We start from the raw sequence: 11480 nt of genomic DNA on the forward strand, positions 1-11480 counted from the left end.
CGAAGCCGTAGTATGCCTGAATTCAGTCAGCAGACGAAAAAAAACCACCCCCAAAAGGGTGGTTCATGCGAACGGGCCGAGGCCCGTTCGCTTTTGCTTTAAATCCACACAGGGCTTGCGCCCTGCATTGGATTAGAAGCGGTGACGCACACCGATGCCGACGGCGGTCGACTTGACGTCGTCCAGGAAGGCGTAGTTGGTGGCGTACGAACCGTAGGCGTACAGGTTGGTACGCTTGGACAGGTCGTAGGTGTAGCCCAGCGAGTAGATGTTCATGTTGGCATCGTCGCCCGTCAGCTTGTCGTTCGACGGGTCAACACGCTGCCACGAACCGAAGACGTTCGAAGCGCCACCGATGGGGGCCGACAGGCCGACCAGGTAGGAGTTGGCCTTGAAGCCGTCAGCGAACACGTTGCTGATGCCGCTGGCGGTTGCGGACAGGACCGAGTTGCCGTTCACGCCGGGGCCAGCGAACCAGCCGTCGGTGGTGCGGCCGTAGGCCAGAGCCAGCTTGACCACTTCGAAGTCATACGAACCACCGATCATGTACGAACGCGGGGTAGCGTCGGTAGCTTCGGTCGTCAGACGGTTCGAGGCGTTCAGTTGGTCGTACGACAGAGCGACGTTCAGCGGGCCGTTGACGTAGCGCAGACCAGCGGTGATGGCGCGGGTGTTGTCGGCGGTCTTGAAGCCGGTTTCGGTCGTCTTCGTGTCGTCGGCGCTGAAGGAGTAGCCGACGCCGAATTGGAAGCCGCTGAACGACGGGGTTTGGTACATGACCATGTTGTCGTAGCGCTGGGTGTTCGCGGCGCTCATGCCGGTACCGATGTTAGCCTGACCGAAGCCAGCGCCGAACGGATCGATCGAACCGAAGTACTTCGAAGCGATGTTGGTTTGACGACCGAAGTCCAGTTGGCCCCAGCTGTCGCTGGCCAGACCGACGGTGGCTTGACGACCGAACAGACGGCCACCTTGAGCCGAACGGCCGTTGCCCGAATCAAAGCCCGATTCCAGTTGGAAAACAGCGCGCAGGCCGTCACCCAGATCTTCCGAACCACGCAGACCCCAGCGCGAACCGTTTTGGACGCCGTTGATCATGCCGAAGCGGCTGCCGTTGACGGCATCGCTAGCACCGCTGATACGGTTGTAGCCGAGGCCCGTGTCGATGATACCGTACAGGGTGACAGACGTTTCTGCCTGGGCGACACCGGCGAAACCGGCGAGCAGGGCGGCAGCGAGCAGAGTCTTTTTCATTTAAGAAATCTCCGTTGATTTGAGTGACAAGAGCAGCAATCCAGCAAACCAGCCTGCCGCCCCCCTAACTCCGCGAAGGGAAGTTGACGCTATTGCATCAAAAATCGGGGGGACTGGCTATGGTCGGCATCAGAAAAGTGCAGGTTTGCGACAGGCTTGTTGGGAAGTTGCAACATCCCGCTGATGCTTGCCGCGCAACGCTAGGGCTTTCCCTTACCGAACTGCCCGAGCGCGCAACCATGCGACTTTCGGCCCTGCCCCCAATTTTCCGGGCAATTCCAAAACCCATTCTTCACACTACTTTCCTCGCGGCTCCGGCTGCCATGCAGCGCTAAACCGGCGCGGCCGGGATGATGCCGGCACTGAAGATCATCGTAATCACGCTCGGCGCTAATAACGTTGTTATTAATAAAAATCGTCGATATGATCGTTGGCACCGTAAAGCCGCTGAGCGCCATGCCCACCCCCTCCCCTCGAGCCGACCGCAACGAACGCCTGAGCGCCCTGCGCAGGCAGATCATCCTGGACGCCGCGCAGCGCGTGTTCGAGCGGGATGGTCTGGAAAAGACGACGATCCGGGCCATCGCCAAAGAGGCTGGTTGCACGACTGGCGCCATTTATCCCTGGTTCGCGGGCAAGGAGGCGCTTTACGGGGAGCTGCTGGACGAATCGCTGCAACGGCTGCACGCGCATCTGGCGCAGGCGGGCAATGCCGAGACGCCGCAGTCGGCCGCGCGCGGCGTGATCGGGGCGTTTTTTGCTTATTACGCGCAGCGGCGCACGGATTTTTCGCTGGGGATGTATCTGTTCCAGGGACTGGGCCCGCGGGGGCTTGGTCGGGACATGGACGAAAAACTTAACGGCCGCTTGCGGCAATGCATCGATCTGATCGGCCAGGCGCTGTCGCGCACGAAAGGCTGGCAGGACGAGACCGTTCAGGCCGAGCAGATGAACGTGTTCACCTACTTGATGGGACTGTTGCTGCTGGTGCACACCCGCCGCCTCAAGTCGCTGGGCCAGCAGGCCGATGCGCTGCTGGACAACTATTGCCACGCCCTGGAACAACGATGACCGCAACCGCCCTCGCCGCCGATACGCGCGCGCCGCTGATCAGCCTTGCCGACTTTCACGTGCTGCTTGCCGACCAGCATCCGTTCTCGATGCTGCTGGGGATCGATGTGCTGCGCATCGGCCACGGCACGGCGCACGCCGTGCTGCCCGCCCGCGACACGCACCAGCGGCTGGGCGGCATTGTTGCCGGACCGATGCTGATGGGACTGGCCGACCTGGCCATGTATGCGGCAGTCGTGGGCGCCACCGGGCAGGCCCACGCGGTCACGGCCAGCCTGACCATCAATTTCCTGCGCAAAAGTCCGGCAGGCGCCATCCATGCGCATGCCCGGCTGCTCAAGGTGGGCCGGCTTTCCGCGGGCGAAGTCGTGCTGACCGGCGAAGGCTCGGACGAGCCGGTCGCGCATATCGTGAGCACGTGGTCGGTGCCCAAGCCATGAGCCCGCGCGTCAGCATCGTCGGCATGGGCAGGATCGGCACGATGGCCGCGCGGCGGTTGCTGGCCGCCGAGCCCGACATTGCGCTGACCCTCTATGACATCGAGGCGGAGCGGTGCGAAGATTTCCGTGGCAACGCGACGCTGGCGACCTCGGCGCGCGAAGCCTTGGCAGAGTCAGACACCATCGTGCTGGCCCTGCCCCGGGAGCGCGAGATCGATCGCACGCTGGAACGCTTCAGCGACGGCCAGGTCACGGCGCCCATTGCCGGCAAGCTGATCATCGATCTGGACCCGCCACCCGCCGACCGGATGCGGCAGCTTGACCGCGCCATCGCCTGCGCGGGCGGGCGCTACACCTGCGCGCCCATGCAGGCGCACGCCGCGGACGGCATCGAGGCGCGCCTACTGGACGCGCTGAACCGTCCTGCCTGACACGTGCAGCCGTTCGACGGCCGCCACGCACAGGACCAGCCATCCCAGGCTGACCGCGAATCCGGCTACGACATCGCTCGCAAAATGCACCTGCAGCAGGATGCGGCTTAGACCGATGGCCATGATGAGCGCGGCCATGAACGCCACGCAGGGCAGCCGCCACGCGGGTGGCGCGAATCGCCACATCAGGTAGCAGGCCGTGCCGTACACAGCCATTGCCGCCGAGGAGTGGCCGCTGGGAAAGCTCCAGCCGGTCGCCATGGCGTAGCCGTGATCGTGGTCGGGCCGCACGCGCTCGAACGTGTGCTTGAACAGCCAGTTCAGCGCGCCGTTCAGGCCGGTCGCGACCGCGCAGAAGAGCGCGAGCTGCCACGACCCGCGCCATAGCAGCGCAATCGTCATCAACACGGCGACGACGGTGAGCAGGTTGCGGTCGCCCAGGTACGTAATCCAGGACAGCAACCAAAGCATGGACGTCGACATGGACATGCTGAGCGCATTGGCGAGCGCGCTGTCGAACGCCACAATCGTCCCGCGGCTTTCGACGGCCAGGGCCAGCGCCAGGAATAACGCAAAGGAAATGCCCGCCGTCGCGCCGAAGAGCGCGGCACGGCCGTTGCCGGACAGCCGGCTATGGCAGCGCATGAAGAGCAGCGCCACGCCGCCCGCGACCAGCGGCAGCGCGACAAACAAAGAGAGGGCATGGGCTGCGGCCCATGCCGCGTAGACATCGGTCATGTATGCGCCATCAAAAGAAAAGTGCGCGGGGGCCGCGCGCCCTGCTACAACGAGACCAGCGTCTTGTCGACCGGCGCAAAGGCGTGCGCACCGGCGGCGTAGTCCCACCGCTCGACGTGGCAGACCTGCTGGCCGTCTTCTTCAGAGCGGGTGATCACGCCCAGCGAATTGGGCACGGTGCCGCGCACGCGATGCGAGCAGGTCGTCCCGGCCTGGACGATCCAGCCGGCCGGTCCGGCGGGCGCGGTCAGCGGCAGCACGTAGGGCAAGTGTATGTGACCGCCCAGCACCAGGTCGACACCCGCCTGCGCCCAGGCCGACAGCGCACGCTCCCGGCCGATCAGCAGATTGGACAGGTCCGATTCGACCTTGGCGCGCACCGGGTGGTGCGCCACGACGAGGCGCAACTGGCCCGGCCGCGCCTGGCGCAGCCGCTGGGCGACGCGAGCGATCTGGGCATCGGAGATTTCGCCGTCCTTGTGGCGTTTTGGGCGCGTGGTGTTCACCCCGATGGCGAGCACGCCATCGTTTTCGAACACGGGCTCGAGGATCGGCCCCAGCGCGCGCTTGTAGTTGCCGTAGGGATTGAGGGCGCGTGCGAATACGTTGTAGAGCGGGATGTCGTGATTGCCGGGCACCGCCAGCACGGGCAGCGCCAGACGCTCGATGAACCGGCGCGCGGCGGCGAACTGGCTGCGGCGCGCCCGCTGGGTGATGTCGCCGCTGAGCACCACCAGATCGGGCGACAACTGCCGCGCCAGGTCCAGCACGGCTTCGACGACCGCCTTGCGCTCCGTGCCGAAATGGGTGTCCGACAAATGCAGGATCCGCGTCATGAGCGGTCCAGGAGCTCGGGGTCCGCCGGCACCACCAGGGGCAGGCGATCGCTCGCCACCTTGAATTCGAGCGGCGTGTCCATCCAGGAGATCTCGCCGTCCATCGCCACCTTGACCCGGCGGCGCCCGCGCACACCGACCGTCAGCTTGTCGAAGGCGAAGCTGATCACGTTTTCGGCGTCGCCCATCCGGCTCAGCAAGCCGCGCACCAGCAGGCCGTAGAGGGCCAGCGTGCCCACGGGCCGCGCCGCCATGGCGATCAGCCGATTGCGGTCGAGCTCGTCGTTCTCGATGCCGATGTGTTCCAACTGCAGTTTGTTGTTGCCCACGACCAGCGTCGGCGACCGCAGGCTGCGTGACTTGCCCTCGAACTCAAGCTCCAGACCGAGCTGGCGCGGTTGGCGCCAGAGCGTGACCAGGCCCGACCACAGCGCGACCCAGCGCCTGCGCCCGTAGCGTTGCTTGTAGGCCTCGCGGTCTTCGAGCAGTTGCGGATACAGGCCGAGGCTGGCGTTGACGAGGAAGAGCCGGCCGTTCAGCAGGCCGACCTGAACGGGCCGGATGGTGCCTTGCAGGAAACCGCGCAGCGCCACGTCGGTTTCTTGCGAGATGCCGTAGGTGCGGCCGAAGTAGTTGAAGGTGCCTTGCGGCAGGATGCCGAACGGCACGCCCTGTCCAAGCACCGTGGATGCAACGGCATTGAGCGTGCCGTCGCCGCCTGCGGCGATGACGACGCCATGCTCGTCCTGGGCGCGCCTGACCGCCTGGCGCGCCACATCCGTCAGCTGCGACGGATCGCCGACCGGCATGAGTTCGTAGCGCCGCCCGGCCTCGTCGAGGATTGTCCGGATGGTGTCCTGCAGGACCTGCGCGTCGCCGCGCCCCGATCCTTTATTGAGGACGATGAATAAGGGTTCTTTTCCCGTTAGGGGTCGAGCCGCTGTTGCCGGGCTCTGCTCGGATGGCGTCATGCGACAAACATACCCTAAGCGGGTAAACCGCCGCAAGACGCCGCACGGCGCACGCTTTGTAAGAAAGCGTGCGCCGTCCGTTCAGCGGCCGACGGCGTACGCCTGCATCAGACGCGGCGTGGCGGCCGCATGCAGCAGTCCGTCCGCATCACGCGAGGCTGCGGTCAGCCGGCCGACCGACCACTCGGGCAATTCTTCGATCTGGTGGCCGCGCTGGCGCAGGGCCGCAATGACCTCGGCGCCGAAGCTGGCCTCCAACGCCAGATGACCGGGTTTGCGGTCACGCGGGTAGAAGGACGTGGGAAAGTGCATGGTGTGCGACATGGGCAGGTCGATGGCTTCCTGCAGATTCAGGCCGTGGTGCACGTGTCGCAGGAAGAACAGCAGCTGCCATTGTTCCTGCTGGTCGCCGCCCGGCGTGCCGAAGGCCAGGTACGGCTTGCCGTCGCGCAGCGCGAGCGACGGGGTCAGCGTAGTGCGCGGGCGCTTGCCCGGCGCCAGCGTGCCGGGCAGGCCTTCTTCCAGCCAGAACATCTGGGCGCGGGTGTTCAGGCCGAAGCCCAATTCCGGAATGACGGGCGAGGACTGGAACCAGCCGCCGGACGGCGTGGCCGAGATCATGTTGCCCCAGCGGTCGATCACGTCCACGTGCGTGGTGTCGCCGCGCTTGGCCGACGCGCGCATATCGGCAAGGGTCGGTTCGTTCGTGGCGCTGCCCGGCGCCGTGACGGGCGACAGGCGCTCGAGCGTGTCCATGACGCGCGCGACCTGCGCCTCGAAGCCGGGCACCTGGCCGGGCAGCAGGTCGTGCGAGGCGCCCTCCCCGATCAGTTGGCGGCGTTCGGCGTTATACGCGTCGGACAGCAGATGGGCCAGCGGCACATCGATGAAGGCCGGGTCGCCGTAGTAGGCTTCGCGGTCGGCAAAGGCGAGTTTCATGGCCTCGGTCACCCGGTGGATGAACTCGGCGCTGGTGGGACTGACGCCCGCCAGGTCCATGTCTTTCAGGATGGCGAGCGTCTGCAGGAAGACCGGGCCCTGGCTCCAGGCGCCGGCCTTGGCGACCGTGTAGCCGTGATAGTCGTAAGTCAGCGGTTCGTCGTAGCTGGCGGACCAGCCGGCCAGGTCATCGGCCGTGATGACGCCGCGATGGGTGGCGCCGCTTTCGTCCATGACGTCGGTGTTGCGGGCGAAGCGGTCGATCTCGTCGGCGATGAAGCCGCGGTAGAACGCGTCGCGCGCGGCCTCGATCTGGCGCTCGCGGTCGGCGCCGGCGCCCTCGGCGGCTTGCAGCACGCGGGTCCAGGTGCGGGCCAGTGCCGGATTGCGGAACAGCTTGCGGGCCTGCGGCACCTGCCCGCCCGGCACGTAGACCTGGGCGGTCGTCGGCCAGTGGGTTTCGAAGAAGTCCTTCAAGCCGGCAATGGTGTTGGAGATGCGCGGCATCAGGGCATGGCCGTGTTCCGCGTAATAGATAGCGGGTTCGAGCACATCGCGCACGCGCATCGTGCCGTGGTCGCGCAGCAGCAGCATCCAGGCGTCGAACGCGCCGGGGATCACCGTGGCGAGCAGGCCGTTGCCGGGAATGAGCTTCAGGCCTTCGGCGCGGTAGCGTTCCAGCGTGGCCGCGGCGGGCGTGGTGCCCTGCCCGCACAGGACCTCGACCTTGCCGGTGCGGGCCGAATAGAACACGGCCGGCACTTCGCCGGCCGGGCCGACCAGATGGGGCTCGACCACCTGCAACACGAACGCCGAGGCGACGCAGGCATCGAACGCATTGCCGCCGCGCTCCAGCAGCGACATGCCGGCCGAGCTGGCCAGCCAATGGGTGGACGTCACGACACCGAAGGTGCCGAGGATTTCCGGGCGAGTCGTAAACATGGTGGGTCCTGGTGTTGGGATGTAAGACCGATTCGGGTGTCTGACACCGAGACACCCCACAGCAGCAAGTGACGCCATCCGGGACACCGCGGATCCGGCTCCGCCGGTCCGCTGGTGTCGCCCCCTTGAGGGGGCCCGCGTAAGCGGGTACGGGGTGGGCTTATTTCTGTACACCTTTTAGACGGATAAGACCGTCGGGGTAAGGGACGAAGCCGTCCAACTTGGCCTGCACGCCGAACGTCCAGGGCAGGTAGAACAAATAGATGATCGGACGCTGGTCCTGCATCGCGGCCAGGACCTGGTCGTACATGGCGCGGCGCTTGGTGGTGTCGGACTCGGCGCGGGCGTCGTTGAGCAGTTTGTCGACGGCGGGGTCGCAGAATTTGCCGTCGTTCAGGTTGCCCTTGCAGCTCAGGTACTGGTGGATGTTGCCGCTGGGATCGACCCGGCCCGACCAGCCGCTCTGGCCGATCTGGAAGTCGCCGCGGGCCAGCGAGGACTGCAGCGAGGCGAACTCGACCGGACGCAAGGAGATGTCGAAGCCTGCTTCGGCGCCCATGGCCTGCACCAGTTCGAAGACCTGCTGCATGGTCGTGTTGTTGCCGAAGGTGATTTCGACCTTCACGCGGTCGTAGCCGGCTTCCTTCAGCAAGGCCTGCGCCTTCTTGGGATCGCGGCCCGGGCGGTCGAAGGACTTGTTGTAGGCAAAGCTGGCGGGCGGGAACGGCTGGTGGGCGGGCTGGAACATGCCTTCGCCGATCACCTGGTTCAGGACGTCGCGGTCGATGGCCAGATCCAGCGCCTGGCGAACGCGCTTGTCCTTGGCGAGCGGATGGTCGGCGCGCGCGCCGTTGGCCAGGTTCACGGAAATGGACTGGAAGCCCAGGCCGGTGACGGGCGCCAGACGCAGGCTGGCGTCATCCTTGACGGCCTTGGCGTCGCTGGGCGCCACGCGCTCGATGATGTCCAGGTCACCGGCGCGCAGGTTGTTCAGGCGAACGGTATTGTCCGGAATCGGCGTGTAGACGAGGCGGTCGAAGTGGTAATTGGCCGCGTCCCAGTACTTGGGGAATTTCTCGAGCACGATGCGATCGTTCTGCACGCGCTCCTTGAATTGGTAGGGGCCCGAGCACACGGGCTTGCCGCCGGGATCCTTGTCGAAGCTGGCGGGCGAAATCATCATGCCGGCGCGGTCGGACAGCTGCGACAGCAGCGAGGCGTCCGGCTCCGACAGGTTCAGCACCACGGTGTGTTCATCGGGCGCGTCCACGCTGGCAACAGTGGCCAGCTCGCTCTTGCGGTTGCTGTCGGGCAGCGTGCGGGCGCGGTCGAGGTTGGCCTTGACGGCGGCGGCGTTGATGGGGGTGCCGTCATGGAACACGGCATCCGTACGCAGCTTGAAGGTCAGGGTCTTGTTGTCCGGGCCGACGGTCCAGGATTGCGCAAGCTGCGGCACGATCTTCAGGTCGGGGGTGATGTCGACCAGCCTGTCGCACAACGAGGCGAACACGATGCGGCCGACAAAGGTGCGGGCGCGCGCCGGGTCCAGCACATCCGGGTCGTCCTGCAGCCCGATACGCAGGGTGGACTGGGCGTTCGCCAATCCGGTGGCCAGCATTCCCGCCATGGCCATGGCGAGGCAAAGTTTACGCATGAATGATCTCCGTCGATTCCGTCAGGATCTGTCGTCTCGTGCGCGGTGGCACCGCCTGGCTGGGAGCAACAGACCCCGGGACGTGCCGCATCGCCGGGCCCATCCCCCTCGTGCGCACGCTGCTTGTTGTTGGATTCTGCGCCAGGCGCGCGGCGATTGTATAGACCGGCGGGTGGCGCGCCGCCCACTATACGCCCGTGGCGGCCGCCTTGCGGACGAATGGATCAGGGCAGGCGGCAAGGGGCCGAGAAATCGGCCGACGCGGCGACCGTGTCGCGCAGCATGGCGACCAGCGGCCGGGCGTCGTCGCGCCGGTACTGGAACGCGTAGGGCAAGGCGGCCAGTTCGGGCTCACCGTGCAGCACGCGCAGGCTGCCTTCGGCCTGGAGTTTTTCGGCCCAATGGCTGGGCAGCAGCCCCACGCCCGTGCCCTCGATCAGCAGCCCGACGATGGCGCCCCAGTTGTTGCAGCACAGGCGCTCGCCCGCGGCTCCGCGTCCGCCGAGCCAGTCGTCGATGATGCGCGTGGTGCCCGCGCCTTCGGGTAGCGTGACGAGCGGCAGCCGGGCCAGCAAGGCCATCGTCATGCCGGTCTCGGCGGGTTGCAACACCGAGGGCGCGGCGACCCAGGAGAAGTGCGCCTCGCCGATGGGCGAGGACGCGATGCCGGCGCGGGAGGACCGGCCGGCGATCACGGCAAAGTCCAGTTCGCCGTCCGCGACGCGCTGTTCCAGCACCTGGCCGATGTCCACGTACGGCTCCAGCACCAGCTCCGGGTAGGCCGCGCGCACGGCGCGTATCATTCCCGGCAGCCAGGTCAGCGCCGTCAGCTCGCCGACGCCGAAGCGGCAGCGGCCGCGCAGACCCGGCATTTCGGTCATGGAGGCGCGGATCTGGTCGGCCGTGGCAAGCAGCCCGCGCGCTTGCGGCAGCAGGCGCTGGCCCGCGTCGGTCAGCACGGCCTTGTGGCCGCTGCGGTCAAAGAGCGGCTGGCCCAGCCCTTCTTCCAGTTCCGTGATGCGCTTGGACAGCGAAGACACCGACAGATGCAGCCGCTCGGCCGCCACGGCAAAACTGGCGCAGGTGGCGGCCCAGTAGAAGGCCTCGAGCTGCTTGAGCGTCATGGCCGCTGGCTGACGCGGTAGGCGCACCGCCGCGCACCGGCCAGGATGTGTTCTTCGCGCTCGACCTGCACGCCCTCGCCCAGCACCTTGCGAAAGAGTTCCAGCTCGCTGCGGCAGAAGCCCATACAGGCCTTGGCCGCGAAACAGATGGGGCAATGGTTCTCGATGAAGACGAAATCCGCGCCGTCTTCACGCAGTTCCGCCATGTAGCCCTCGGCGCTGCGCACGTCGACCAGGCGCGCGAGCCGCGTCTTCAAGTCCGGCGCGTCCTGCATCGCCTGCTGGTAGACATTGAGCATGGCGCCTTCGCGCACCTGCACCAGCTTGTCGATGCCATCGTCGCCGAACACCTGGCGCACGGCCGCGATCATCTGCACCGTCATCTCGGCGTGCGTGTCCGGGAAGCGCCCATGGCCGGCCTGGGTCAGGAACCAGATCTGGGTGGGCCGGCCGCGGCCGGCGCTTTGGCTTTCGAAGTCGACCAGCCCGTCGGCATGCAGGCGCGTCATCTGCTGGCGCACCGCCTCGGCCGTCACGTCCATGGCGCGCGCGATGACCGCGATGGATTGCGGTCCGCGCGTCTTCAGGGTCATGAGCACGCGGTCCGCAGGCTGGTGCGGGGTCGCGGCGGCCGGGTGGGACAAGCTGTCAGACATGAGAGGTATCGATGCTCCGGAAGAAGGTTCCTATGGTGCCACGGACGGCTCGCAGTGGTCAGCCGGCGCCGGGCTGGCTCGCCGCCACCGCGTCGGCGGGATGGGCCTGCCATCCGCCCCCCAGCGCCTTGTACAGCGCAATGAGGCGCGTGTAGGACTCGGCTTCGGCGACGGCCACGGCGTCCTGGGCGCGCAAAAGCGTACGCTGCGCGTCCAGCACGGTCAAATAGGCCGTGCTGCCTTCGCGGTAGCGCAGCCGGGCCAGTTCCGCGGCTCGTCCGCTGTGCGCGGCGGCCTGCGCCAGACTGCCCAGGCGCTGCTGCGTCTGTCCGTACTCGGCCAGCGCCTCCTCCACCTCCTGCACCGCCCGCAGCACCGCCAGCTCGTAGCGCGCCGCCTCGCCTTCCAGGCGCGCCTGGGCGCC

At 66.7% G+C, this 11480-nt stretch carries 13 protein-coding genes; 3 read left to right on the forward strand and 10 right to left on the reverse strand.

Going from position 1 to position 11480, the window contains the following annotated elements:
- Positions 1–132 precede the first annotated feature (132 nt).
- Together B3446_RS03385 and B3446_RS03390 are read right to left on the reverse strand one after the other, a co-directional pair.
- Complete coding sequence (locus B3446_RS03385; protein ID WP_191576797.1) at positions 133–1254, reverse strand: porin; 1122 nt, start codon at positions 1252–1254, stop codon at positions 133–135.
- A gap of 200 nt (positions 1255–1454) precedes the next feature.
- A complete protein-coding gene (locus B3446_RS03390; protein ID WP_291377310.1) occupies positions 1455–1712 on the reverse strand; it encodes a hypothetical protein in 258 nt (85 codons plus the stop codon).
- On the opposite strand from B3446_RS03390, the gene B3446_RS03395 reads away from it, so the two are divergent.
- The 3 genes from B3446_RS03395 to B3446_RS03405 are packed head-to-tail and all read left to right on the forward strand — an operon-like array spanning position 1711 to position 3196.
- Positions 1711–2325 carry a TetR/AcrR family transcriptional regulator gene (locus tag B3446_RS03395; protein ID WP_291377311.1) on the forward strand — a complete coding sequence of 205 codons (615 nt, stop codon included), beginning with the start codon at positions 1711–1713 and terminating at the stop codon, positions 2323–2325. The two genes, B3446_RS03390 and B3446_RS03395, sit on opposite strands and share 2 nt — an antisense overlap.
- Positions 2322–2765: a PaaI family thioesterase gene (locus B3446_RS03400; RefSeq protein ID WP_291377312.1), complete on the forward strand. Its 444-nt coding sequence runs from the start codon at positions 2322–2324 to the stop codon at positions 2763–2765. The genes B3446_RS03395 and B3446_RS03400 overlap by 4 nt, the downstream gene beginning before the upstream one ends.
- A complete protein-coding gene (locus tag B3446_RS03405) occupies positions 2762–3196 on the forward strand; it encodes an NAD(P)-binding domain-containing protein (protein WP_291377313.1) in 435 nt (144 codons plus the stop codon). Before B3446_RS03400 ends, B3446_RS03405 begins: the two co-directional genes overlap by 4 nt.
- Here B3446_RS03405 and B3446_RS03410 read toward each other — a convergent pair.
- The 8 genes from B3446_RS03410 to B3446_RS03445 all read right to left on the reverse strand — a co-directional run.
- Entirely contained in the window at positions 3167–3934 is a 768-nt protein-coding gene (locus B3446_RS03410; protein ID WP_291377314.1) for a phosphatase PAP2 family protein, read from the reverse strand. The two genes, B3446_RS03405 and B3446_RS03410, sit on opposite strands and share 30 nt — an antisense overlap.
- A 44-nt stretch (positions 3935–3978) precedes the next feature.
- Complete coding sequence (locus tag B3446_RS03415) at positions 3979–4770, reverse strand: metallophosphoesterase family protein (protein WP_191576802.1); 792 nt, start codon at positions 4768–4770, stop codon at positions 3979–3981.
- Positions 4767–5741 (reverse strand): diacylglycerol/lipid kinase family protein, encoded by a 975-nt coding sequence (locus B3446_RS03420; protein WP_291377315.1) that lies wholly within the window; start codon positions 5739–5741, stop codon positions 4767–4769. Before B3446_RS03420 ends, B3446_RS03415 begins: the two co-directional genes overlap by 4 nt.
- Before the next feature lie 81 nt (positions 5742–5822).
- Entirely contained in the window at positions 5823–7622 is a 1800-nt protein-coding gene (locus tag B3446_RS03425; protein WP_239213070.1) for a gamma-glutamyltransferase family protein, read from the reverse strand.
- A 160-nt stretch (positions 7623–7782) separates the two neighbouring features.
- Positions 7783–9276, reverse strand: coding sequence for an ABC transporter substrate-binding protein (locus tag B3446_RS03430; RefSeq protein WP_191576805.1), 1494 nt, complete (start codon positions 9274–9276; stop codon positions 7783–7785).
- 224 nt (positions 9277–9500) lie between these two features.
- Entirely contained in the window at positions 9501–10400 is a 900-nt protein-coding gene (locus tag B3446_RS03435; protein WP_291377316.1) for a LysR family transcriptional regulator, read from the reverse strand.
- On the reverse strand, positions 10397–11056 hold the full coding sequence (locus B3446_RS03440; protein WP_291377317.1) for a helix-turn-helix transcriptional regulator: 660 nt from the start codon (positions 11054–11056) through the stop codon (positions 10397–10399). The genes B3446_RS03435 and B3446_RS03440 overlap by 4 nt, the downstream gene beginning before the upstream one ends.
- A 58-nt stretch (positions 11057–11114) precedes the next feature.
- A partial coding sequence (locus tag B3446_RS03445; protein ID WP_291377318.1) for a TolC family protein occupies positions 11115–11480 on the reverse strand: 366 nt, incomplete at its 5' end.

The organism is Achromobacter sp. UBA5777 (assembly GCF_002418565.1).
Classification (GTDB): domain Bacteria; phylum Pseudomonadota; class Gammaproteobacteria; order Burkholderiales; family Burkholderiaceae_B; genus Achromobacter; species Achromobacter animicus.

Bases quoted from the DNA above. Each gene is read 5' to 3' on its own strand.
- B3446_RS03385 (WP_191576797.1), bottom strand. From the start codon at position 1,254: ATGAAAAAGACTCTGCTCGCTGCCGCCCTGCTCGCCGGTTTCGCCGGT.
- B3446_RS03395 (WP_291377311.1), top strand. From the start codon at position 1,711: ATGCCCACCCCCTCCCCTCGAGCCGACCGCAACGAACGCCTGAGCGCC.
- B3446_RS03390 (WP_291377310.1), bottom strand. From the start codon at position 1,712: ATGGCGCTCAGCGGCTTTACGGTGCCAACGATCATATCGACGATTTTT.
- B3446_RS03400 (WP_291377312.1), top strand. From the start codon at position 2,322: ATGACCGCAACCGCCCTCGCCGCCGATACGCGCGCGCCGCTGATCAGC.
- B3446_RS03405 (WP_291377313.1), top strand. From the start codon at position 2,762: ATGAGCCCGCGCGTCAGCATCGTCGGCATGGGCAGGATCGGCACGATG.
- B3446_RS03410 (WP_291377314.1), bottom strand. From the start codon at position 3,934: ATGACCGATGTCTACGCGGCATGGGCCGCAGCCCATGCCCTCTCTTTG.
- B3446_RS03415 (WP_191576802.1), bottom strand. From the start codon at position 4,770: ATGACGCGGATCCTGCATTTGTCGGACACCCATTTCGGCACGGAGCGC.
- B3446_RS03420 (WP_291377315.1), bottom strand. From the start codon at position 5,741: ATGACGCCATCCGAGCAGAGCCCGGCAACAGCGGCTCGACCCCTAACG.
- B3446_RS03425 (WP_239213070.1), bottom strand. From the start codon at position 7,622: ATGTTTACGACTCGCCCGGAAATCCTCGGCACCTTCGGTGTCGTGACG.
- B3446_RS03430 (WP_191576805.1), bottom strand. From the start codon at position 9,276: ATGCGTAAACTTTGCCTCGCCATGGCCATGGCGGGAATGCTGGCCACC.
- B3446_RS03435 (WP_291377316.1), bottom strand. From the start codon at position 10,400: ATGACGCTCAAGCAGCTCGAGGCCTTCTACTGGGCCGCCACCTGCGCC.
- B3446_RS03440 (WP_291377317.1), bottom strand. From the start codon at position 11,056: ATGTCTGACAGCTTGTCCCACCCGGCCGCCGCGACCCCGCACCAGCCT.